We start from the raw sequence: 23632 nt of genomic DNA on the forward strand, positions 1-23632 counted from the left end.
GTCGTCGCTACTTGATGGCGCCCTGCGTGACCCCGGCCATCACCCAGCGCTGGGTGAAGAGGTAGACCAGGATCGCGGGGGCCATCGCCATCAGGTACGAGGCGAACGACACGTTGTAGTTGTTGCTGAACTGGGTCTGGAAGATCTGCTGCAGCACCGGCAGGGTCTGCATCGCCGGGTCGGACGTGATCAGGCTCGGCATGACGAAGTCGTTCCACGATGCCAGGAACGCGAAGATCCCGACCGTCGCGCTCATCGGCGCCAGCAGCGGGAAGATCAGCTGCCAGAAGACCTGCCCGGTGGTCGCTCCCTCGAGACGCGCGCTCTCCTCGAGCTCGTCTGGGATCGAGCGGAGGAACGCCGTGAAGAGCAGCACGCTGAAGCCGAGCTGGAACATGACGTGCAGGATCGCGACGCCGAGCGGGTTGTCGAGGTGCGCGAGACCGGTCAGCTTCACCTGCGAGAGCGCCACCACCGGGAACGGCAGGAACAGCGCCGCCAGCAGGTAGTAGAACGACCAGCGGAAGAAGCGGCGGTCCCAGTTGCGCGAGATCGCGTAGGCAGCGAAGGCGCTGAGCAGGATCGTCCCGACCACCGTGAACGCGGAGACCCCGACCGAGATCGCGAAGCTGCGCGGGAACGTGGTGAGGTTCCACGCCTGCACGAAGCCGTCGAGCGTGAACGGCGCGGGCAGGCTGAAGGCGTTGCCGTCGACCGCCTGCGAGGTGGTCTTGAAGGCCATCGTGAGCGTGACGTAGAGCGGGATCAGGACGGCCAGCGAGCAGACCGCGAGGGCGATCGTGACCGGCCAGTTGAAGCGCTCGGGCCGACCGGCCCGGGGCGCCTTCACGGAGTCGGCGTCGCGGCCGCGGAGCTCACCGCTCGTAGTGGACGTGGCGAGAGGGATCTGGGTGGACATCAGAGACCGGACCTTCCGCGCGTGGCGCGCAGCTGGAGGAGAGCGATCACGATCGCGATCAGGAAGAAGATGGTCGCGTTCGCCATCTGGTAGGCGTAGTCGCCGTTCGTGAAGCCGTTGAAGATCGACATCGCGATGCTCGTCGTCGACGTGCCGGGCCCGCCGTTCGTGAGGCCGACGATGATGTCGTACGAGTTCAGGAAGTTCTTGAAGCCGATGATCACGTTGATGAGGATGTAGCCCGCCGTCAGCGGGATCGTGATCGAGCGCAGCTGGCGGGCGGCTGAGGCACCGTCGAGGGCCGCCGCCTCGTAGACGTCGGCGGGGATCGCCAGGATGCCGGCGATGTAGATCAGGATCGTCGACGGGATCGCCTGCCACGCGGTCACCACCACGATCGCCAGCCACGCCCAGTCGGGGTTCGCGAGCAGGCTGCTCTCGAGCGGCCCGAACCCGAGGGCCGTCGCCGCCGCCGGGATCGAGTTGGAGAACAGGAAGTTGAAGACGTAGGCGATGACGATGCCCGAGACGACCATCGGCAGCACGAAGACCGCACGCAGAGCGACCTTGGCGCGGATCCTGGCCGTGAGCCCGATCGCCAGGAGGAACGCGATCGCGTTGACGACCGCGACCGTGACGAGCGCGAACCCGATCGTGAACCCGTAGGCGCTCCGGATCGAGGGGTCGGAGAACAGGGCGATGTAGTTGATGAAGCCGGTGAACCCGAACTGCCCGAACCCGACCGAGTCGGTGAAGCTGTAGAAGATCCCCGTCACCGCCGGGAGGGCGATCGCCAGGGTGAACAGCACCAGACCCGGGAGCAGGAAGGCGTAGAAGGTCTTGTCGATCCTGCGCCGGCCTCGTCGACCGCTCGCCGGGGTGTCGGCGCGCGTCTTCGGGCGGGGGCTGGCCTGGGGCACGACGGCCATGTCGTTCTCGTTTCTGTCGAGGAGGGTCAGGAGCGGATTGCGAGGCGAGCCCAGTCGCCGTCGAGCTGCCGGAGGACGGACTCGGGCTTCGCGCCGAGGGCGATCGACTGCGCGTAGTTCGCCAGCGGGATCTCGGACGGCACGAGCTGCGAGCCGCCGAGGTAGAACGCGGCGTCGTCGTAGTACTTCTGCATCCCGACGAGCGCCGGGTTCGACGTGGGAGGTGCGTCCTTCGTCGTGCCGAAGGCGTTGTTGTCGGCGTTGTACCTGTTCTGGATTTCAGGGCGCATCAGGAACGAGAGGAAGCTGCGCGCCGCCTCCTTCTTCTTCGACACCTCGGGGATCCAGAGCGCCAGGTCGACGTTCACGCGGACCTTCAGGTCGGCGGGATCGTTCGTCACCGGCAGCGGGAAGGTGCCGACGGCCAGCTTCGCGTCGGTCTTGGCGATCTCGTTGAGCGCCCACGGGCCCTGCAGGTACATCGCCGCCTCGCCCTTCGCGAAGGCGAGGTTGCCGTCGCCGTAGCCGCGGCTGGAGGCGTTCCTGTTCGCGTAGCGGCCGAGCTGCACCATGCGCTCGCTCGCCTCGCGGAAGTCCTTCTCGAACGAGACCCGCGAGGCGGCGTCGACGGCGGTGCCCTCGGCGCGGAGGCGACGGAAGAAGTCGGGCACGTCGACCATGCCGCCGACGGTGTAGTCGAACAGGCCCTGGGCGATGGTCCAGGTGTCTTTGTAGGTGTTGTAGAACGGGGCGACGCCCGCCTTCTGGAACGTCTCGCAGGCGGCGACGAGCTCGTCGAAGGTGGTCGGGACCTCGACCCGGTGCTTCGCGAAGAGGTCTCGGTTGTAGAGCACGCTGGCGGCCGTCAGCGAGTAGGGGATCGCGCTCGTCCGCCCGGGATAGTCGGCCGTCTCTCTGAGGAGCGGCTTGATGTCGGGATTGATCGTCGCCGCCTCGGGCATGTCGCTCAGGTCGCTGAGGGCACCGCGCTCGACGAACTGGACGACGGAGAAGTTGTAGTTCCAGCAGCCGAGGTCGGGCGGCGAGTTGCGGACGAAGTCGGCGGACATGTTCGATGTCGAGTCGCGGACCACGCGGACCTTCGACTGCTCCCGGTGGAACTTCTCGATCAGGGTGTCGAAGTAGCCGATGACCTCGGGCTTCGAGACGTAGAAGCTGATCTCGGTGACGCCGGACGAGCTGCCGCCCGGACCCGCGCATCCTGCCAGGGCGACGCCGGCGCCGAGAGCACCCGCACCCAGGAGGAACGAGCGGCGGCTGAGGCCGGACGGCCCGAGGGGTGGTCGTGGATTCACGTCGTCGTCTCCTTCAGAGCCAGGAACCCCGTCGGCCCTCGCTCGCCGATTAATCTAGCAAGTAAATTTAGATCCTGCATCAATAGGGCTCGAGATTATTTCACGCTACGTTCGAGCCATGACGACCGAACGCGCAGCCAGCTCGCCCCAGGTGCTGCGCCGCATCAACTCCGAGGCCCTGCTGGCCCGCGCGCTGACGACGGGGGCCTTCGACGCCTCCGCCGCGATGCTCGCCACCGGCCTCACCCGCTCGACCGTGCTGGCGCTCTGCGAGGAGCTCGTGCGGCTCGGCTGGCTCGTGCGACTCGACGACTCGCGAGCCGCCGGCGAGTACAGCAAGGGGCGCCCCGCCAGCCGCTGGGAGCTCCAGCCGCGGGCAGGTCACGTCGTCGGCGTGGACGCCGGCCAGCACACCGTCTCGGCGGTCGTCGCCGACCTGCGCGGCGACTTCACCGGCGGCGTCCACCTGGCCGTCGCCGAGGACGCCGCCCCCGACGTGCGGCGGGAGATCACCCGCACGGCGGTCCTCCGCGCGCTCGACGAGGCCTCCGTCGAGGCCGGCTCGGTCTTCGCCACCGTCATCGGGGTCCCGGCGCCCGTCGACGGATCGGGGCGCTCGCCCTCCGGCGACGACCACTACTGGACGACCATGAACCCCGGCCTCGTCGACGCCTTCGACGGCCTCGGGGAGGTCGTCGTCGACAACGACGCCAACCTCGCCGCCATCGCGGAGCAGGCCCTCGGCGCCGGGCGCGACGTCGACTCGTTCGCCGCGCTCCTGTCCGGCGAGCGCTTCGGCGCCGGACTCGTCGTCGACCGGGCGCTCCTCCGCGGGCGGCACGGCGGCGCGGGCGAGATGCGCGTGCTCAACCTCGTCGAGGGGGTCGGCAGCGCCGACGGCCTCGGCGCCCTCGCGCGGGATCTCGCCCGCACCGCCCGGGCGGAGGAGCGCATCGCCGCGGACTCGCCGCTCGCCGCGGTCCCGACCGCCGAGCTCGGATCGGACGTCGTGTTCGCCGCCGCGAGTGCGGGCGACCCGACTGCGCTGGCGATCGTCCGCACCCTCGGGCAGCGCCTCGCCCGGGTCTGCCTGGTGCTCTCCAGCCTCATCGACGTGGAGCGGGTGGTGCTGTCGGGCGCACTCGCGGCCGCCGCGGGGCCGGTGATCGAGGAGGCTCGCGGGATCCTGCGCACGGAGTTCTACCCGCCGGTGCCCGAGCTCGTGGCGTCGTCGCTCGGAGCCGAGACCGTCGTGCTGGGTGCGGTGCAGCGGGGCGTCGCGCTCGTGCGGGCGGCGCCGCTCGACTTCCGCGTCTCCTGAGGGGACTATTTGCAGAGGGTGCAGGGTTGGGGGTCGAGGGCTCTGCCGTGAGCTCTGACTTCGCACTGCCTCGGGCAGTGCCGAGGGCTCTGCTGTGAGCTCCGCGACGACGAGACGAGAAAGCATGACCACCGCCACCGCCCAGGGAGTCGGATTCCGATCCGAGCGCGGGCCGATCCTGATCGCCCTCATGCTGACGACCGGCCTGGTCGCCATCGACTCGACCATCGTCGCCACCGCCGTGCCGTCGATCGTCCGCGACATCGGCGGGTTCTCGTCGTTCCCGTGGGTGTTCTCGATCTACCTCCTGGCGCAGGCCGTGTCGGTTCCGATCTACGCGAAGCTGTCGGACGTCGTCGGCCGGAAGCCCATCGTGCTGATCGGGATCGGGCTCTTCCTGGTGGGGAGCGTGCTCTGCGGGTTCGCGTGGAGCATGCCCGCGCTCATCCTGTTCCGCGTCGTGCAGGGCCTCGGAGCCGGAGCCGTGCAGCCCATGGCCATCACGATCGCCGGCGACATCTACACGCTGAAGGAGCGCGCGAAGGCCCAGGGCTACCTCGCGAGCGTCTGGGCGATCTCGTCGGTCGTCGGACCCACCCTCGGCGGCGTCTTCTCGTCGCTCGGCATCTGGCGCGGCATCTTCTTCGTCAACGTGCCCCTGTGCCTCCTCGCCGCGTGGATGCTGCTGCGCGCCTTCCACGAGAACGTCGAGCGGTCGAAGCACCGGATCGACTACCTCGGCGCGGGGCTCCTCACCGTGTCGCTCAGCCTGCTGATCCTGGCGGTCCTCGAGGGCGGCCAGGCGTGGGCGTGGGACTCCCCCCAGAGCATCGCCGCGTTCGCCGTCGGCGGGCTCGTGCTCGCCGCGTTCCTCCTCGTCGAGCGGCGCGCGGCCGAACCGGTGCTGCCGCAGTGGGTGTTCTCGAGGCGGCTGCTGCTCACGACGTCGCTGATCTCGTTCGGGGTGGGGGCCGTGATCCTGGGGCTGACCTCGTACGTGCCGACCTACCTCGAGGGCGCGATCGACGTGTCGCCGATCCTCGCCGGGCTGGCGCTCGCGGCGCTGACGCTCGGGTGGCCGGTGAGCGCGTCGCAGTCCGGCAAGCTCTACCTGCGGATCGGATTCCGGTCGACCGTGCTCATCGGGATCGCGCTCGCCCTCGTCGGCACCGCGCTCCTCGCGCTCACGGCCGCGCACCCCGCCGTGCTCGTCGTCGCCGCGTGCTGCTTCGTGATCGGCCTCGGCCTCGGGCTCGTCGCGACACCGAGCCTCATCGCCGCGCAGTCGAGCGTCGAGTGGAACGAGCGCGGCGTCGTCACCGGCACGAACCTCTTCGCGCGCTCCATCGGCAGCGCGCTCGGCGTCGCCGTGTTCGGAGCGGTCGCCAACGCCGTCTACGCACGGACGCCCGGCGGTGACCGGATCCCGCACGTGATCGTGTCGGCGTCGAGCTCGGTGTTCACGGCGGTGGTCGTCGTCGCCGTGCTGCTGGTCGTCGCGGTGCTGGCGATGCCGCGGGTGCGGGCTGGTGCTGGTGCTGGTGCTGGTGCTGGTGCTGGTGCTGGTGCTGGTACCTCGGGCGCCGGCGCCGCTCCCGGCGCCGGCGCCTCGGGCGCCTCCGGCGCCCCGGCCACCGGCTCGACGCCCGTCGTCGCCGCCGACTGACCTCGCCCCGGCGTCGCGCCCGTCGGCAACTCAGGATGGAAGCCGCGCGCCCGGCCGCGACCCCTGGCGGGACCGCGTCGCGCGCGGCCTGCATCCTGAATTGCCGACGCGCAACGCTCCCGCGTCGGGCCGGCGACGCATCCCCGCGTGGGAGACGAGCCTCGGCTAGCTGCCCCTCGGTCGGCAACTTAGGATGGAAGCCGCGCGCCCGGCTGCAACTCCCGGCTGGCCCGCGTCGTACGCGGCCTGCATCCTGAATTGCCGACGCGCGACGCTCCCGCATCGGGCCGGCGCTCGCGCAGCGAGCGCTGCTACGGCCGGCGCCGCAGCAGCGTCGTCACCCCGGCCACCACGAGCAGCGCCACGGCCACGACGGCGAGGACGACCCCGGCGACCCCCGGGGTGACGAGCCCGGGGTTCGCGGGCGTCGGCCGCGTGAGCTCGAGCACCGCCAGGACGCCCGCGACCAGCGCGACGACGAGCAGCGCCGCCTGGCGCGCGAGCCCGCGCAGCATCCGCCGGTCTCGGGCGTCGGCGAGCAGCCGGATGTTGACGTTCAGCGTGCCGCTCTCGAGCGCCAGCCCGATCCGGTCGAGCCGCCTCGGCAGCCGCCGGAACCCCGGCAGCACCGCCAGCACCTCGCTCGACAGCACCTTCTGCAGGTTGCCCATCGACGCCTGCTCGCGGATCTGCTCGTCGGCGATGACCCGGCTCTCCTCGAGCAGGTCGAACGACGGCACGGTCGACCGCAGGGTCCCCTCGAGCACGGCGAGCGCGCGGGCAGCGGCGACGAACTCGGCCGGGATCGTGAGCCCGTACTTCTGCATGACGACCACCAGCACGTCGACCGTGTCGACGCCGATCCTGGCTCCCGGCCCCAGCTCGTAGGTGATGAAGACGCTGAGGTCGCGCCGGAACGCCCGCTCGTCCGCGCCCTCGGCGAGCGGCGCGAGCGTCAGCAGCCCGTCGGCGATGCGCTGCGTGTCGGACTGCAGGTAGGCGACGAGCAGCTCCTGCACCGTCGACCGGAGCTCGTTGTCGAGGCGGCCGACCGAGCCGAAGTCGATCATGGCGGGCGATCCGTCGGGCAGGATCATGATGTTCCCGGGGTGCAGATCGGCGTGATAGAAGCCGTCGAGCACCATCTGCCGCAGGAACGAGCGCAGGATCCTGCGCATCGCCGCCTTCAGGTCGGGGCCGCCGCGCGCGTTCCGGTCCTTCCAGGTGCTGAGCGTCTCCCCGGGCAGGAACTCCATGACGAGCACCGAGTCGGTCGACAGCCGCTCGTGGAACTCGGGCAGCACGAGGTCGTCGTCGCTCCCGTCACGGGCCTGGATGGCGCGGAGGGCGGACAGGTTCCGCCCCTCCCGCCGGAAGTCGAGCTGCCGCAGCAGGTCGGACGTGTACTGCTCGGCGATGTCGCGGAGGCCCACCTGCCTCGCCTGCGCGATCGTGCGCGTCAGCGTCGAGGCGACCCGCAGCGCGATGTCGACGTCGCGGCGCACCTCGGGCACGATCCCGGGCCGAAGGATCTTGACGGCCACGACCTCGCCCGACCGGAGCACCGCCCGGTGCACCTGTCCGAGCGACGCGGCGGCGACCGGCTCGCGGTCGAACTCGGCGAACACGTCGTCGATCGCTGCTCCGTACTCGGCCTCGAGCATCGCCTCGACGGCGTCCCAGGGCGCAGGATCGACGTTCTGCTGCAGCTGCGACAGCGCCTCCACCCACTCGACGGGCAGGAGGTCGTCGCGGGTCGACAGCAGCTGCCCGAGCTTGACGAAGGCGCCGCCGGCCTCCTCGAGGGCGCGGCGCAGGTGCTCGGCCTGCTGCGAGCGCAGCGCGGAGGTGCCGGGGTCGTTCGAGAAGTCGAGCTTGTTCCACGGCACGAGGGCGTGGCGCCGGGCGATCCGCACGAGCTCGGCGAAGCGGCGGCCCCGCGTGGCGAGGGACGGCTTCACCGGCTTGCGGCTCCGCCCGGCCGCGGGCGGCACGGGCGGGACGGCGATCTCCTGGGTCGTGCTCACCTTGTGGCTCCCTCCGGGCGCGGTCGCGCGCCTCGTGCCCATCGTCGCACCGGTTGTTCCGGGGTGGCCGTGGATCCGGGGCGCGCAGGATCGGGGTCGCTCGGCTCCGAGCGACCGCACCGCCCGGTGCACCCCGCCGGGCCCGTCCCGGAGGCACTCTGCTCGCTGGCCTAACGATTCGCCGCCGGCGTCCGAGAGTGTCTTGTGCGGGAGCGATCCTGCGGCCACCCTCTTCTCTCGGCGACGCCCTCTCGGGCCTTTCCGCCGCAGGGCCGCCGCCGATCGGGGTACAGCCGGGGCACGAGATGCCTGGAGAACGTGTGTCCCCCGGGTGTCCTCCCTGTGGCCGACACTCGCGTTGGGGGATGTGCCCCCTGCACGCGACTGCTTGTATTGGGGCAAGAAGAAAAGGGCGGTGGGACGCCCGGTCTTCGCTGAAGCCGCGGGGCGCGGCCGATCTCGTGATGCCGGAATTCGGGCTGGCATCAAGCGATCGGCCGCGCCGTTCTCCAAGGCTCCTTTCGCGACCCCTCTTCTGCTGCTCGCGCCTCTTCCCGGGGCTCAGTCACCCGGAGGAGGCACCAGTCGTGAACCTTTCTCTCAGATCAGCCGCTGTCGCGGTCGTCACTGTCGCCGGACTCGTCGGATTCGGACAGGTGGGACCTGTCGCGGCGACCGCGGTCACTCGGGTCGCGGCGTCGGCCGTCGTCTCGATCGCCGGAGCGCCTGGCCAGACGGTGTCGGGTGCGAGTACGTCGGATTCGCAGTCGGCCGGTGCGCGATCCGCTGGCACGGGTGTCACCGTGAAGCTCGTGGCCGCGTCGCCAAGTGCGAAGGCGCGGGCCGCGGCGAAGGCGAAGGCTGTGGCCAAGGCGAAAGCAGCCGCCAAGGCGAAGGCCGTCGCGAAGGCGAAGGCTGTGGCCAAGGCGAAAGCAGCCGCCAAGGCGAAGGCCGCAGCAAAGGCCAAGGCTGCCGCCAAAGCGAAAGCAGCCGCCAAGGCGAAGGCCGCAGCAAAGGCCAAGGCTGCCGCCAAAGCGAAAGCCGCCGCCGCAGCAAAGGCGAAGGCCGCTGCCGCCGCAAAGGCTGCTGCCGCCGCGAAAGCCGCCGCCGCAGCGAAGGCTGCTGCCGCTGCCAAGGCAGCAGCCGCCGCTGCCGCAGCTGCCGCCGCGAAGCCCAGCGTCCCGGTCCCCGCAGGCTCCGTCATCAACCCGCCTGCGACCACCGCCCCCGTAAACGACGCAACGTCCGAGACCGCGCCCGACACGGCCGCCCCCTCCGGAGACGTCGTCTCCAACGGCCGCACCTGGATCCAGTCCTACCGCGAGTCGTTCGACACCCCCGCCCCGCTCGGCCAGGTCCTGAAGACCTACCCGCAGATGCGGGCCTACGACGGCTTCGTCGACACCAGCAACCAGGGCCTCTACGCGCCCGACAAGGTCCTGAGCGTCTCGAACAGCAATCTCGACTTCTACCTGCACTCCGAGAACAACCAGCCCCTGGTCGCAGCGGTCATGCCCGACGGCTACGCCCCGCACGTCACCGGCCGCGTGTCGATCCGCTACAAGACGACGAAGGCCACCGGATACAAGTTCGTCGGCATGTTCTGGCCGAACAGCGACAACTGGAACGACGGCGAGATCGACTGGCCCGAGGCCGACCTCGGCATGACCCCGCGTCCTGCGTCCGCCATCCCCGGCAGCTACTCCAACGGCAACATGCGGTTCATGCCCGCGACCGAGCAGTTCGCCGACTCGACCTCGAGCGCGTACCACGTCGCCACGACCGAGTGGGACAAGACCGCGGTCCGCTACTACTGGGACGGCAAGCTCGTCGCCGACGTGACCAACGCGGTCCCGACCAAGCCGATGCGCGTCACCCTGCAGGCCGAGACCTTCATCGGTCAGGGCATCGTCCCCAAGGACACGTCGGGCCACCTCGACATCGACTGGATCAGCATCTGGAACTAGCCCGACCCGGGGTCGCCCTCGACGCGCGTCGGCAATTCAGGTTCCGGGCACCCTGCCCGCACGGCCTTCTGCGACGGGGCACGCCTACCGCGGCCTGCATCCTGAATTGCCGACGCACGCCGGCACCGCATTGCGCGGCCGCTACCCCGAACGGCGCGGGATAGCCCGGCCACTGACCGCCAGGGCGAGCAGGGCCACGGCGAGGGCGACCGTGAAGCAGGCGACGAAGGCCGCGGGATCCTGCGCCCCTCCCAGCAGGCCGAAGGCCGCGCCCGTCAGCGCGAGCACCACGGCGGCGCTGGCCGAGTCGGCGATGGTGAGCGCCGACGAGTTGAAGCCGCGCTCGTCGTCGCCCGACCAGCGGAGGACGAGCACCGAGAAGCGCGGGTACATGAAGCCCATGCCGAATCCGGTCAGCGTCCAGCCCACGATGAGGACCCCAGGATGCACGTGGAGCAGCGCCGTCATGACGGCCGAGACGACGCCGATCACCACGAGCCCGATGCCGATGCGGATGCCCGCGAGCTGGGAGACCCGGTCTCCGAGGCGCCCGACGAGCCAGCTGGCCAGTGCCCAGCTGATCGATCCGACGGTGAGCGTGATGCCCGACGCGGCGGGCGAGAAGTCGTACTGGGCGCTGAGGAGATAGGGGATGTAGACGTCGCCTCCGACGAACGCGGCGCCGACGAGGCCGCGGAGCAGCACGAGCGTCGGGATGCCGACTCCGGCGCGGAGGGTGCGGGCAGGGAGCAGCGGCCGCAGGGCGATCGCGAGCACCACCACCGACGCGACGACCACCGCCACCGACACGGCGACGGGCAGCTCGGACAGCAGGTTGAGGGCGACGACGGCCGCGGCGGCGGCGCCGGACCAGAGGATCCTGCCGCGGCTCCAGGGCACGTCGCCGGTGTGGGCGGGCAGGCGGCGGAGGCTCGGGACGATCATCACGAAGGCCGGGACGGAGAGGGCGACGGCGCCGATGAAGACCCAGTGCCAGCCGAAGCGCTCCGTGACGGTGCCCGCGACGACCGGGCCGACGAGGCCCGGCAGCACCCAGGCGGCGGCGAACCCGGCGAAGACGGAGGGGTGCAGGCGGGCCGGGTAGAGCTCGGAGACCATGACGTAGAGGCCGACGATCACGGCTCCGGAGCCGAAGCCCTGCACGAGGCGGCCGAGGAGGAGGACGGTCATCGTGGGCGCGGTGCCGACGATGAGGAGGCCGACGGCGAAGAGGAGCGTCGAGGCGATGACGACGGGGCGGGGCCCGCTGCGGTCGGCCCCGTTGCCCGCGAACACCATGCCGACGAGGCTCGTCGCGAGCGGGGCCGCGAAGGCGAGCGAGTAGAGGGACTCGCCGTGGAGCTCGCGGCTGACCGTCGGCATGACGGTGGTGACGGCGAGCGACTCGAAGGCGGCGATGCCGATCAGCGCGACCATGCCGAGGGTGGCGAGGAGGTAGCTCCTGCTGAGGACGCCGTCGGGGGCCTCGTCGACGGCGGCTTCGCTCATCGGTCCAGCCTACGGCCGGGCGGGGTCTGCGGCGGTCGGGGTGCTGTCAGTCGGGGCTCGTCGGGCGCTGCCAGTCTGGGCGCTGCCAGTCGGGCCTCGACGGGCGGGCCTCGACGGCCGGGGCGCTGTCGGCAACTCAGGATGCAGGCAGCCGCACCCGCCGACGCCCCGCGCCAGCGCGCGGGTCGGGCGAGGGCGGCGCAGCCTGCATCCTGAATTGCCGACGAGCGACGACTACTGGTCGCCGATCTTCTTGTCGGCCTGCTCGCGCGCCGACCCGATCTGGTCGCTGTACTTGCCGCCGGTGGCCTTGTTGACGGCGTCCGCGACCCCGTCGAGCACCTTGTCGCTCACATCCTCGGCCTTCTCGCTCTTCAGGGCGCCCTTCACCTTGTCGCTGCCGAGGAACTCCTGCGCCTTCTTCGCGATGTCATCGAGACCCGCCATGATCGAACCCTTTCGTCGCCTGACCCCCACGGGCGTGAGTTGCCGACACCCTAGCGCCGGGTCCTTTGGGAATGCACGCCTTTTCGGGGTGAAGCCCTTGCCAACGGGCGGTGTCCAGGAGATGCTTTCTACGGCTGAGTCGTCCCGCGGCAGCCTCGATCACGTGCGGGACCGTTCACCGGTGCAAAGGAGCATCATGAGCATCCACGATCCGCGAGTGCTGACGTCCCCTTCCAGCCTCGAACTGCCCCCCTTCAGCTGGCGCGCCCGTCGTCGGCGCAAGAAGGAGGAGTCGGCGCTCGTCCGCGAGGTCGAGTGGGCCTCCGAGCAGGCGCAGCTGCAGGCGATCCTGAGCGACGCCCGCCGCCACGTCGAGGAGAACTGGGTGCGCGGCGCCTGGTTCGCCGTCCGCGACGACTCCGGGCCCGTGAAGCTCGTGCGCGGCGGCGGAGCCCTCGTGCTGTCGGACGACCACATCGTCGGCTCGTGCCTCGTCGGCGCGATCATCCGTGCCGGCGGCGGGACCACGACCGCGAGCGAGCAGCCCGTGCAGCGCGCCCTTGAAGCCGTCTGGCACGCCCTGCGCCAGCCCGAGGACGCCGAGGTGCACTGGTCCCCCTCGCCGATGACCCGGCTGCAGCACCTCCGGGATCTGACCCGGTGGAACGACTACCAGGCGTCCTCGTCCGAGGAGGTCGCGTCGCTGCTCCTCACCGCCGAGCGGGTCGTGCTGTTCGCGGAGGCGTGATCCTGCTCCCGGCATGCCCGGCAGACCTTCCCTCAGGGAGCCCTCAGTAGGCTGAGAGCGACCTGGAGGGGAGTTCCATGGCCACCCGAATCCGTTCTCTCGCGCCCGTCGCGATGCCCGTGATCGCTCTGATCGCAGTCGTGGCGACGTATCACCGCAGCCTGCCGACCGCGGTCGCGATCCTGGTCGGGGCGGTCCTGATCGGGGCCGTGCTCGCCGCGGTCCACCACGCGGAGGTCGTCGCCCACCGCGTCGGCGAGCCTCTCGGCTCGATCGTGCTCGCGGTCGCGGTGACCGTGATCGAGGTGGGGCTGATCATCACGCTGATGGCGGCCGGCGGGCACAACTCCGAGACGCTCGCGCGCGACACGGCGTTCGCAGCAGTGATGATCACGTGCAACGGGATCGTTGGCCTGTCGCTGCTGCTCGGGTCGCTCCGGCACGGGCTGCCGAGGTTCAACCGCGAGGGGACGGGCGCCGCGCTCAGCGTCGTCGCGACGCTCGCCGTGCTGACGCTCGTGCTCCCCCGGTTCACGACCAGCGCCTCCGGCGGGCGCTTCACCGGGGTGCAGCTGGCCTTCATCGCGGTGGCGGCGCTCGCCCTCTGGCTCGTCTTCGTGTCGACTCAGACCGGGCGGCACCGCGACTTCTTCCTGCCCGTGAGCGTCTCGACCGACAAGCCGGGCGACCCCGACGGAGCAGACGATCACGCCACCCCGCCGAGCAACCGCGCGACGGTGATCTCGCTGGTGCTGCTGGTCGTGTCGCTGCTGTCGGTCGTGCAGCTCGGACACGCAGTGCAGCCGAACATCGAGTCGGGGCTCGAGGCGGCGGGGATCCCCAGCACCTTCGTCGGTGTCGTGATCGCGTTCATCGTGCTGCTGCCCGAGGGCATCGCGGCGTCGAGGGCGGCGCTCGGCAACCGGCTCCAGACCAGCCTCAACCTCGGCTACGGCTCGGCCATCGCCAGCATCGGACTCACGATCCCCGCGATCGCCGTCGCCAGCATCTGGCTCGAGGGGCCGCTCGAGCTGGGGCTCGGCCCGGTGCAGATCGTGCTGCTCGGGGTGACGCTGCTCGTCAGCACTCTGACGGTGGCGCCGGGCAGATCGACGCGGCTGCAGGGAATGATCCACCTGATCATCCTCGCGGCGTTCGTGTTCTTGGCGATCAGTCCGTAGGGTTCGCGGGCGGCTGGCGGTTCGGCCGGCGCGGCCGCTAGCGCGGCGGGTGGGGAAGGCGTCCGCCTGTCCGTCGGCAATTCAGGATGCAGGCCGCGGGCGGGGCCCGACGCCGGCTCCTCTGCGAGGCTCGCGCTGCCTGCATCCTGAATTGCCGACCGACACCGACCACGCCCGACCCGACACACCACCGGCAGCGCGTACCCCGGACTATCCCGTTCGCGCAGTTGTCCCCCAAAATGCCCCCTTTCTCTCAGCTTCTGATCGTGCTGGACTTCTCCCGCGTCACTCGACGACCCACTCCCCTCCCTCGATCAGGACTGTCCTCGCATGCCCAGAAAGCTCTTCGCTGCTTCCGGCGCGGCCACGCTCGCGCTCCTCGGCGCGCTCCTCCCGGCGACCTCCGGCGTCGCCGCCACTCCGAGCCACGCCGCCCAGGTCTCCGCGATCCGCACCTCCGCGACCTCCGACCTCTACTCCGGCGGCCTCTACGTCCAGCCCGACAGCGTCGCCGCGAAGCAGGCCGCGGCACTCGCTGCTGCGGGGCGCACCACCGATGCCGCCGCCGCGGCGTACATCGCCAAGCGCCCCGTCGCGATCTGGCTCGGCGACTGGTTCACCGGCGCCTCCCTCGTGAAGGTCATCCAGAAGAACGTCGCCCTCGCCGAGCAGGCCGGCACCACGCCCGTCTTCGTCACCTACGCCATCCCCGACCGCGACTGCGGCGGCTACTCGGCCGGCGGGCTCAGCGCCGGCGACTACACCACCTGGAACCAGACCATCGCGACGACCATCCACGGCCACCGCGCCACCGTCCTGATCGAGCCCGACTCCCTCGGCCAGACCACGACCTGCGCCGGGGTCGGCGACACCCGCTTCTCGCTCCTCAGCACGGCGGTCCAGCAGTTCTCGGCCGCCGGAGTGCCCGCCTACCTCGACGGGGGAAACTCCCGCTGGCTCAAGCCGGCCGCGATGGCCGCCCTCCTGAACAGGGCAGACGTGGCGCAGGCGCGCGGCTTCTACACGAACGTCTCGAACTACATCGGCGTCACCGACGAGCGCGCGTACGCCGAGCAGATCTCCGCCCTGACCGGCGGCTCGCACTACGTCATCGACGTCTCCCGCAACGGCCGCGGCTGGAAGGGCACCTGGTGCAACGCTCCCGGCGCCGGCCTCGGCCAGGACCCGCACGCCACCTACGGCACCACCCGCCTCGACGCGCTCCTCTGGGTCAAGACCCCCGGGTCGAGCGACGGCAGCTGCAACGGGGGCCCCGCCGCCGGGGCGTGGTTCGCCTCGTACGCGAACAGCCTGGTGGCGTTGAGGAAGTAGCGGCAGGGCGCAGGATCGGGAGGTAGCCTTCGCTGATGCGCCGCCCCGTCGATCCTGCGTCCGAGGCCGCGATCCTGCTCGGGGCGGGTCGCGCAATCCTGCTGCAGCTGGCTCGCCCCGAGGTGGGCTACGGGGTCGCGCGGCACAGCGCCTTCGCGGAGAACCCGATGGCGCGGCTGCACGGGACGCTCATGTACGTCTATGCGGTCCTGGCCGGGACGCCGGACGACCGCAGGATCGCGCAGGGCTTCGTCCGCAGGATGCACGCGCCGGTCCGCGGGGGCGACGACGGCGGGGTGCCGGCGTACGACGCGCGGGACCCCGAGCTGCAGCTCTGGGTGGCCGCGACTCTCTACGACACTGCGATCCTGGTGCACGGCCGGGTGCTCGGCCACCTGCCCGAGGACCGCGCCGACGCGCTCTACCAGCGGTACGCGGCGCTCGGGACGGCCCTCGAGGTGCCGCCGGAGGCCTGGCCTGCGGATCGGGCGGCGTTCCGTCGCTACTTCGAGGAGGCGTCGGGTCGGCTGCGTGTCGATGCGACGATCCGCGCGCAGGCCGACGCGCTCTGGGCGGCCACGAAGGCGCCGAGGTGGGTGCGGGTGCTGATGCCGCTCAACCGGTTCGTCACCGCCGCGCTCTTGCCGCCGGAGGTGCGCGAGCAGTACGGGATGCGCTGGACCATCCGCGAGGAGCGCCGGGCCGACCTCCTGTGGCGCGGCCTCGGCGTGGTGTATCCGCTGCTGCCGGCGCGGCTGCGGACGTGGCCGGAGCGGTACTACCTGGCGCGGCTTCGGCGGGGCGGGAAGGCCGGGCGCCCCGGGGCGCGGCGCACGCCGCACTGAGCCTCGGCGACCTCCACCTCGACCCGTCTCGCCTCGTCTCGGCCCGTCCCCGTCCCCGTCCCCGTCCCCGACCGTCGGCGGGTAATTCAGGATGCAAGCCCGCCGCGGGAGGCTGCGACCCCTCGTGAGCGGCTTGCATCCTGAATTGCCGACGGAGGAGAGCCCGACGGCGGAAAGCCCGAGGGGCTGCGTCCGGCGCGGACGACCGTCAGTCGGCGGGCACGACCGCCGGGTCGACCGCGTCGAGGGCGGCCGTCAGCTGCTCGGCGGTCATCGACGCCGGCGCGGCGCCGTTCGCCGCGGCCTGCCGCGCGACTCGCTGGACCTCCGCGTTCAGCGGCGCCTCGCGCCCGTGCAGCCGCGCCATCAGGGCGATCTCGCCGTTGAGGAAGTCCGTCTCGATCGATCCAGTCCCGCGCTGGATCGACTGCCACGACGAACCACCGAGGTCACCATCCACGCCCGGTACCGGCCGGACGTCGAACGCGTCGCCCCGCCAGGCCTCCTCCTCCTCGTCGCTCGGCCAGGAGACCCCCGCGGCCTCGTACACCTCGACGGCCTCGGCCTCGAGCCGGGCGTGCAGTCGGTCGGCGCCCTCGGCGTCGGGCCCGAGCAGCGCCTGCAGCGCGTTGCCGAGATTGGAGAGGAGCTTCCGGTGCTTCCAGCGCAGGACGTCGTCCGCCAGGAACACCCGGAACGTCGCCGCCGTCCAGTCGGCCTGCAGCGTCGCGAGGAGCTCCCGGTCGGCCTGCGTGGGCGGGGCTCCGTAGCGGCCGACGATGAACGTGCCGCTCGAGGGCGCGATCCGCACGATGACCTCGCCCGGCGTCAGGTGCACCCCGGGCAGCCACACGCACACGGCGAAGACGCGCGAGAAGTAGCGGAGGGCGAGCCGCTCGCTCTCGATCCCGTTGAGCGCGGTGAACACCGGCAGGATCGCGCCGGCCGTCCCCACCTGCCGCCGACCGGCGTGGACAGGCTGATCGGCCCACTCGAGCAGTGCCTGCTCGACCTGCTGCGTCTTGGTCGCGAAGACCAGGACGTCGTCGATCTGGAGGTGCACGGCCGCGGCGGACGAGGCCAGCGGCAGTCGGATGACGGTGTCGGTGTCCGGGGAGCGGACACGCAGTCCGGCGGCTTCGATGGCGTGGCCGTGGTCGCCCCGCGCGATCAGGAGGCACGGGTGGTCCGTCGAGTGCTCAGCGAGGCGTCCTCCCAGGACTCCCCCGATGGCCCCGGCTCCGATGATGACGTAGCGCATCGATCCACTCTGGCACGGGGCCCTGTCAGCGCCTTCAGGGGATGACTCCTCCTCAGGATGCGCGTGGCCGGGTCTGTCCACAGGCCCCGGCCCGAGCCCCTCGCCGGGTCGCGATCGCCACCACTCTGACCCGATGATCGCAATCGACTCACTCGTCACCGCCGGCGGCGGAGCCGCGCACAAGCGCGAGCTCGCCGCCCGCGGAGCGACAGACCGCGACCTCACCTGGGCCGTCCGGGACGGCCTCCTCCGACGAGCCCGCCGCGGCTGGTACACCACGTTCGAGCGATCCGACCCGCGCTACAAGGCGCTGCGCGTCGGCGGGCGCCTCACAGGAGCGTCGGCTCTCGCGTTCCTCGGGGCGTGGCAGTGGAGCGACCGGCCGCCGGTCACCGTGTCCGTCCCGCTCAACGCGAGCCGGCTCCGGCGGGTCCGCGGAACCCGGGTCGTGTGGGACTCGCTCGACGTCGGCGAGCGCGGCAGCGCGTGGTCCGTCGGCCCTCGGGACGCCCTGCGCGAGGCGCTGCTGGAGGTCTCCTTCGAGGAGGCGGTGGCGCTGCTCGACTGGGCCGTGCACCAGAGGGTGATCGACCTGGACGAGATCGGTCGGCTGGTGGCCGGGCTCCCCGGCGACCTCGCGCGGATCGAGGGGTGGGTCGATCCTGCGTGCGAGAGCTTCCTGGAGAGCATCGTGCGGACGAGGCTGCGGCTGGCCGGGTACTCGGTGTCGAGTCAGGAGACGCTCGCGAACGGGCAGCGGATCGATCTCGTCGTCGAGGGGGTCGTCGGGCTGGAGACCGACGGGCGCGAGTTCCATGCGGGTTCGTTCGAGGCCGATCGACGGAAGGACCTCGAGATCGTCGTCGGCGGGAAGGCGGTGCTGCGGCTGAGCTACAGCATGGTGCGCGACGAGTGGGAGCGCGTGCTGGCGGCAGTCGAGGCCGCGGTGCGCAACCACCGCCGCGGGACGACGCGTCGCGTCGGCAACTCAGGATCGTGGCCGCGGGCTCCCCGGCGCGGCCTGCGGCTGTGGCGCCTCCGGCCGGAGGCCCGCGGCCTGCATCCTGAATTGCCGACGGGGAGTCCGGGTGGGAGCGGGGATGAAAGGAGTGGGAGCAGCAGCGGGAGTAGCGGCAGCAGCAGCAGCAGAAGCAGCAGCAGCAGCCGCCGCCGCGGCCGACACCGCCGCCTCGGTACGATCTGGGGGTGACCCGCCCCCACCCCGCCTCCGCCCACTGGCTGATCCGCCTCGTGATGGTCACCATCCTCGTGGGGCTCGGGGCGGGCCTCAGCGGCCTCACCGTGAGCTGGCTGCTCCACGGCCTCGAGCACGTCGCGTACGGGTTCGGCGAGGGCGACTTCCTCGACGAGCTGCCCACGCCGTCGAACGGGCGGCGCGTCCTCGCGCTGTTCATCGCCGGCGTCGTCGGCGGCGTCGGCTGGTGGGCGCTCCGCCGCTGGGGCCGCAAGGTCGTCTCGGTCGAGGCGGCGGTCGAGGGCACCAGGATGCCGGTGCTCGCGAGCCTCGGGAACGTCGCGCTCCAGATCGTCATCGTCGGCCTCGGCGCGTCGATCGGCCGCGAGGTGGCTCCGCGCGAGCTCGCAGCGCTGGCCGCGCAGTGGATCACCCGCGTCACCGGCGTGAACCAGCGCGAGCGCCGGATCCTCGTGGCGTGCGGCGCGGGTGCCGGCCTCGCCGCCGTGTACGACGTCCCGCTCGCGGGCGCGGTCTTCGCGGTCGAGGTGCTCCTCGCCGAGCTCAGCATCGCCACCGTGCTGCCGGCCCTCGCCACGTCGGCCATCGCGGCGCTGGTGGCCCGCCTCGTGACGAGCGCCTCGCCGCTCTACGACGTCCCGCACCTGTCGCTGAGCCCGTCGCTCGTGGTGTGGTCGGTCGTCGCGGGCCCGGTCGTCGGGTTCGGCGCGCTCGGCTTCCTGCTGCTGGCGAAGTGGGCGGGAGATCACCGGCCGAAGAGCTGGGCGATCCTGATCGTGATGCCGGCGGTGTTCACGGCGGTGGGCGTGCTGTCGATCTGGTTCCCGCAGATCCTGGGCAACGGGCGCGCTCTCGGGCAGCTGGGGCTCACCGGCTCGGCGCCGCTGCTGTTCATCGCCGCGGTCGTCGTCGTGAAGTTCGCCTCGACCGTCGGCACCATCGGCGCGGGCGCGGCCGGTGGCACGCTCACGCCGTCGCTCGCCCTCGGGGCGGGCATGGGTGCGGTGCTCGGCGGCCTGTGGCTGCTGATCTGGCCCGGGTCGAGCATCTCGGCGTTCGCCTTCGTGGCTGCGGCGGCGTTCCTCGCCTCCTCGATGAAGGCCCCTCTGACCGCGCTCGTGCTGGTCCTGGAGTTCACCGGCCAGGGCACGACGCTCCTCATCCCGACCCTGCTCGCGATCGGCGGATCCGTCGCGATCACCTACATGGTGGGCCGCCGCAGGATCGCGGGGATCGTCAAGGGCGGCCGAGCAACCGCCTGACGCCGGTCGCCGTGCTCCGACTCGGTAGTCTGGACGCAGTCGATTCACGCATTCGGAGGCAACAACACATGAGCCAGTCCCCCAACAGACTGCTGGGCGTCGTCCTCGGCGTGATCCTCCTGATCATCGGTCTGCTCGGATTCGTCATCGCGACGCCGTACCCGTTCGCGACTCCCGAGGGCGGTGTGCTCATCGGCCTGTTCGCTGCGAACGCGGCGCTGAGCGGAGTGCACGTGGTGCTGGGCGCGATCCTGGTGCTCTGCGCACTCTCCGGCCGCCTCTCGGCGAAGATCGCGAACAACCTCATCGGGGTGGCGCTCGTGGCGTTCGGCATCTTCGGCTTCATCGCGGCGCACACGGCGGCGAACATCTTCGCGCTGAACACCCCCGACAGCCTGCTGCACCTGCTCGGCGGCCTCCTCCTCGTCGTGACCGGCTTCGGAACCGACAAGGTCGTGCTCCGGAAGCCCGCCGCCGCCTGACTCTGGTGCCGCTCAGCGCTCCCCGCTAAGGTAAGGGTCACCTAACCCCCGCCGAGAGGGAGCGCATGGCCACCGCAATCCTGTTCTCCGAGGCGCTGCGCGAGCGCACCGCGATCCGCTCGACGGCGCCGTCCGCATCGGAGCGGTTCATGACCGACCTGCTGTCGGGCCGGTCGTCGCGCGACGACTACATCGCCCTCGTGGCCCAGAACTACTTCGTCTACGGCGCTCTCGAGCGCGCCGCCGAGCAGCGTGCCGCCGATCCTGTCGCTGCGGCCTTCATCTCGCCGGCGCTCACCCGGCTGCCCGCGATCCGTGAAGACCTGAGGTTCCTGATCGGCGACGACTGGCAGGATGCCATCAGCCCGCTGGCCACGACGGCCCGCTACGTCGACCGCATCGACTCGCACGCGGCGACGAGCACCGGGGCCTTCGTGGCACACCACTACACGCGGTACCTCGGCGACCTGTCGGGCTGCGCGATCATCCGCACGATCATGCAGCGGCAGTTCGGGTTCGAGACGAACGGGGTGGGCTTCTACCTCTTCGCGGGGATCGCGAAGCCGAAGGAGTTCAAGTCGACCTACCGGGCGCAGCTCGACGCCGCCGGCTGGAACGACGAGGAGCGCGAGAGCGTGATCGCGGAGGTCGGCGTCGCCCACCGCCTCACCGAGGAGCTGTTCGAGGACCTCGGCGCCGGCCGCCACCGCCGCGCCGCCTGAGCAGGGCAGCAGCGGCAGCAGCCGCAGCAGCCGCAGCAGCCGCAGCAGCCGCAGCCGCTACTCCCCCGCGACCCGCGCCGCCTGGATCGCGGGCACCCGCGTCGCCTGCGACATGAACCGCCGCACGTCGAGGTCGACGATGATGTCGGCGGGCCGGAGCGGCCTGGTCAGGTAGAGGCCGTCGAGCGAGGTGATCCGCGACAGGGCGACGTAGGTCTGCCCGGCGCTGAACACCCGGGAGCCGAGGTCGACGACTGCCCGGTCGTAGGTCTTGCCCTGCGACTTGTGGATCGTCACGGCCCAGGCCAGCCGGAGCGGGAACTGCTGGAACTCGGCCACGATGTCCTTCTTCAGCTCTTTCGTGGTGGCCGAGTAGCTGTAGCGGTACTTCTCCCAGACGGCGGGCTGCACCTCGACCTCCTCGCCCTCGATCTCGACGAAGACGGTGTCGCGGATCTTGGTGACGACGCCGACGGACCCGTTGACCCAGCGCTGGTCGGAGTCGTTGCGGAGGAACATCACCTGCGCCCCGGTCTTCAGCTCGAGCGCCTCGTCGGCGGGGAAGGTGCGGCCGCCGAAGTCGCCGGTGACGTCGGCCTTCGCGGTCTTGGTGCGCCCGGGCAGCCGGTCGAGCTCGACCTTGTTGATGCGCGAGACGGTGTCGTTGCGGGTGGCGAGCGTGATCGCGCCGCCGTCGGTCGGGAGCGGCCTCGCGCCGGCGGCGTTCAGCGCTCCGGCGATCTCGGCGGTGACCCGCCCGTGCCGCACGGCGTTCAGCATCTCTTTGAACGCGGAGTCGCTCTGCCGGTGGATGAAGGCGAGCTCGAGGATGCGGAGCTGAGCTTCGTCCCACACGTGAGCGTCGAAGAACCACATCGACCGGTAGTGGTCGCTGAAGTACGCGCGCTCCTCGGGGTCGCCCGGCACCGGGGCCAGCTGGTACGGGTCGCCGAAGAGCACGACCTGCACCCCGCCGAACGCCTCGTTGCGGCGCTGCCTGGCCTGCCGCAGCGAGCGGTCGATGGCGTCGAGGAGGTCGGCGTTGACCATCGACACCTCGTCGATCACGAGAGTGTCGATGGTGTTGAGCAGCTTGCGGAGCTCGCCGTTCTGCTCGATGTCGTGGTCGGCGATGAGCCCGATCGGCAGCCGGAAGAGCGAGTGGATCGTCTGGCCGCCGACGTTGAGCGCCGCGACGCCGGTGGGGGCGCAGATGACGATCTGCTTGGATGTGTTCCACGACAGGTGGTTGAGGAGCGTCGACTTGCCGGTGCCGGCGCGACCGGTGACGAAGATGTGCTCGCGGGTGTTCTCGATGGCGTCGTAGACGGCGGCCTGCTCGTCGGACAGGGAGGGCTGAGGACTCACGCACACCCCTTCCGCAGACGACGAACACGAGCCGATGCACACGACGACTCGATGCCTCCAATCTACCGGGCGTCCGGGCCGTGGCCCTCGAGCGGCGGCGCCGATCCCTAGGATGGGAGGGTGGCAGCGCCTGTGGAGAACACGACGCGGGCCGCCCTGATCTGGGCCGGCCTCGCCGCCGTCGTGATCGCCGGATTCTTCGTGACCGTCGCGATCCTGAATGCCACCGTCTACAGCGCCCCCGGCTTCGTCCGCGGCTATCTCGACGCCCTCGACCGGGGCGACACCACGAGCGCGCTCGCGTTCGCCGGCGTCACCCCCGGCCCCGACGACGTCCTGCTGACCGTGTCGGAGGAGGGCAGGATCGACGACGTGCGCATCGCGTCCGACCTGCCCACGGCCCGAGGCGGCCGCGTCGTCGCCGCCACCTTCACCGCCGACGGCATTCAGCGCCGGGCCTCGTTCGCAGTCACCCGCGACGGCGTGTTCGGGGGCCTGTTCAGCAGCTGGTCGTTCCAGACGCCGCCGACGGCCTCCATCGAGATCACCCCGTCGCACGACCCCCGGTTCACGGCCAACGGCGTCGACATCCGCGCGAAGGGCGCCGATCTCGCGGCCCGCTACACCGTCCTCGCGCCCGCGGTCTTCGAGCTCGCCCACGACACGACCTACCTCACGGCGCGGGCCGTGACGTCCGTCGCGGCCTCGCCGGGTTCCGTCTCGAAGGCCACCGTCGACGTCGAGCCGAAGGCGAGCTTCGTCAGCAAGGTCCGCACCGACGTGACGCGCTACCTCCGCACGACCTGTCTTCCACAGCGGGTCCTGCTGCCGTCCGGCTGCCCCTTCGGCCAGCAGGTCGACGATCGACTCACAGGCGAGCCGACCTGGACGATGACCACCTACCCGGCCGTCGCGCTCCGCCCCACGGCCACCTCCGGCGTCTGGCTGGTCGCCGACGCCGGCGGCAGGGCGCACCTGAGGGTCGGCGCGCAGTCGCTGTACGACGGGCACACCTACACGATCGACCAGGCCGTGCCGTTCGACGTCGAGTACCTCGTCACGATCGGCTCCGACAACCGCCTGACGATCACGCCGCGCTGAGCGTCGCGGCGCG

Annotated in this window: 20 protein-coding genes; 12 read left to right on the forward strand and 8 right to left on the reverse strand. The window is 71.2% G+C overall.

The window, feature by feature from the left end:
* Positions 1-7: 7 nt before the first annotated feature.
* Genes ABD733_RS15115 through ABD733_RS15125 form a run of 3 tightly spaced genes read right to left on the reverse strand, consistent with a single transcriptional unit; the run spans position 8 to position 3164 of the window.
* On the reverse strand, positions 8-919 hold the full coding sequence (locus ABD733_RS15115) for a carbohydrate ABC transporter permease (protein WP_344797698.1): 912 nt from the start codon (positions 917-919) through the stop codon (positions 8-10).
* A complete protein-coding gene (locus ABD733_RS15120; RefSeq protein ID WP_344797700.1) occupies positions 919-1848 on the reverse strand; it encodes a carbohydrate ABC transporter permease in 930 nt (309 codons plus the stop codon). Before ABD733_RS15120 ends, ABD733_RS15115 begins: the two co-directional genes overlap by 1 nt.
* A 26-nt stretch (positions 1849-1874) precedes the next feature.
* A complete protein-coding gene (locus tag ABD733_RS15125) occupies positions 1875-3164 on the reverse strand; it encodes an ABC transporter substrate-binding protein (RefSeq protein ID WP_344797702.1) in 1290 nt (429 codons plus the stop codon).
* Positions 3165-3282: 118 nt separating this feature from the next.
* Between ABD733_RS15125 and ABD733_RS15130 the strand changes: the two genes are divergently transcribed.
* Together ABD733_RS15130 and ABD733_RS15135 are read left to right on the forward strand one after the other, a co-directional pair.
* Complete coding sequence (locus tag ABD733_RS15130) at positions 3283-4485, forward strand: ROK family protein (RefSeq protein WP_344797704.1); 1203 nt, start codon at positions 3283-3285, stop codon at positions 4483-4485.
* A gap of 124 nt (positions 4486-4609) precedes the next feature.
* A complete protein-coding gene (locus ABD733_RS15135; protein ID WP_344797706.1) occupies positions 4610-6151 on the forward strand; it encodes an MFS transporter in 1542 nt (513 codons plus the stop codon).
* 311 nt (positions 6152-6462) lie between these two features.
* Here the strand turns inward: ABD733_RS15135 and ABD733_RS15140 are convergent, their stop codons facing one another.
* Positions 6463-8178, reverse strand: coding sequence for an ABC1 kinase family protein (locus tag ABD733_RS15140; RefSeq protein WP_344797708.1), 1716 nt, complete (start codon positions 8176-8178; stop codon positions 6463-6465).
* A 587-nt stretch (positions 8179-8765) separates the two neighbouring features.
* Between ABD733_RS15140 and ABD733_RS15145 the strand changes: the two genes are divergently transcribed.
* Entirely contained in the window at positions 8766-10145 is a 1380-nt protein-coding gene (locus tag ABD733_RS15145; RefSeq protein ID WP_344797710.1) for a glycoside hydrolase family 16 protein, read from the forward strand.
* A gap of 141 nt (positions 10146-10286) precedes the next feature.
* Here the strand turns inward: ABD733_RS15145 and ABD733_RS15150 are convergent, their stop codons facing one another.
* Complete coding sequence (locus ABD733_RS15150) at positions 10287-11654, reverse strand: MFS transporter (RefSeq protein WP_344797712.1); 1368 nt, start codon at positions 11652-11654, stop codon at positions 10287-10289.
* Positions 11655-11888: 234 nt separating this feature from the next.
* Positions 11889-12101 (reverse strand): antitoxin, encoded by a 213-nt coding sequence (locus ABD733_RS15155; protein ID WP_344797714.1) that lies wholly within the window; start codon positions 12099-12101, stop codon positions 11889-11891.
* 196 nt (positions 12102-12297) lie between these two features.
* Between ABD733_RS15155 and ABD733_RS15160 the strand changes: the two genes are divergently transcribed.
* The 4 genes from ABD733_RS15160 (at position 12298) to ABD733_RS15175 (ending at position 16207) form a co-directional block, all read left to right on the forward strand.
* Positions 12298-12849: a DUF6197 family protein gene (locus ABD733_RS15160; protein ID WP_344797716.1), complete on the forward strand. Its 552-nt coding sequence runs from the start codon at positions 12298-12300 to the stop codon at positions 12847-12849.
* A 77-nt stretch (positions 12850-12926) separates the two neighbouring features.
* Positions 12927-14030 (forward strand): calcium:cation antiporter, encoded by a 1104-nt coding sequence (locus ABD733_RS15165; RefSeq protein WP_344797718.1) that lies wholly within the window; start codon positions 12927-12929, stop codon positions 14028-14030.
* A 330-nt stretch (positions 14031-14360) separates the two neighbouring features.
* On the forward strand, positions 14361-15362 hold the full coding sequence (locus tag ABD733_RS15170; protein WP_344797720.1) for a glycoside hydrolase family 6 protein: 1002 nt from the start codon (positions 14361-14363) through the stop codon (positions 15360-15362).
* Between the two features lie 35 nt (positions 15363-15397).
* A complete protein-coding gene (locus tag ABD733_RS15175; RefSeq protein ID WP_344797721.1) occupies positions 15398-16207 on the forward strand; it encodes an oxygenase MpaB family protein in 810 nt (269 codons plus the stop codon).
* 208 nt (positions 16208-16415) lie between these two features.
* On the opposite strand, the gene ABD733_RS15180 is transcribed toward ABD733_RS15175, so the two are convergent.
* Positions 16416-17468, reverse strand: coding sequence for a ketopantoate reductase family protein (locus tag ABD733_RS15180; protein WP_344797722.1), 1053 nt, complete (start codon positions 17466-17468; stop codon positions 16416-16418).
* Positions 17469-17601: 133 nt separating this feature from the next.
* Here ABD733_RS15180 and ABD733_RS15185 point away from each other — a divergent pair, with 133 nt between their 5' ends.
* From ABD733_RS15185 to ABD733_RS15200, 4 genes are all read left to right on the forward strand, one after another.
* Positions 17602-18678, forward strand: a complete 1077-nt coding sequence (locus tag ABD733_RS15185; protein WP_344797724.1) for a hypothetical protein — start codon at positions 17602-17604, stop codon at positions 18676-18678.
* Positions 18675-19946 carry a chloride channel protein gene (locus ABD733_RS15190; RefSeq protein WP_344797726.1) on the forward strand — a complete coding sequence of 424 codons (1272 nt, stop codon included), beginning with the start codon at positions 18675-18677 and terminating at the stop codon, positions 19944-19946. Before ABD733_RS15185 ends, ABD733_RS15190 begins: the two co-directional genes overlap by 4 nt.
* Positions 19947-20014: 68 nt before the next feature.
* On the forward strand, positions 20015-20428 hold the full coding sequence (locus ABD733_RS15195; RefSeq protein ID WP_344797728.1) for a DUF4383 domain-containing protein: 414 nt from the start codon (positions 20015-20017) through the stop codon (positions 20426-20428).
* Positions 20429-20493: 65 nt separating this feature from the next.
* Positions 20494-21150: a biliverdin-producing heme oxygenase gene (locus ABD733_RS15200; RefSeq protein WP_344797730.1), complete on the forward strand. Its 657-nt coding sequence runs from the start codon at positions 20494-20496 to the stop codon at positions 21148-21150.
* Positions 21151-21207: 57 nt separating this feature from the next.
* Here the strand turns inward: ABD733_RS15200 and ABD733_RS15205 are convergent, their stop codons facing one another.
* A complete protein-coding gene (locus ABD733_RS15205) occupies positions 21208-22518 on the reverse strand; it encodes an ATP-dependent DNA helicase (protein WP_344797732.1) in 1311 nt (436 codons plus the stop codon).
* 120 nt (positions 22519-22638) lie between these two features.
* Here ABD733_RS15205 and ABD733_RS15210 point away from each other — a divergent pair, with 120 nt between their 5' ends.
* On the forward strand, positions 22639-23619 hold the full coding sequence (locus tag ABD733_RS15210) for a hypothetical protein (RefSeq protein WP_344797734.1): 981 nt from the start codon (positions 22639-22641) through the stop codon (positions 23617-23619).
* Positions 23620-23632 lie beyond the last annotated feature (13 nt).

Origin of the sequence: Frondihabitans peucedani, from assembly GCF_039537585.1 — a bacterium.
Lineage (GTDB): Bacteria > Actinomycetota > Actinomycetes > Actinomycetales > Microbacteriaceae > Frondihabitans > Frondihabitans peucedani.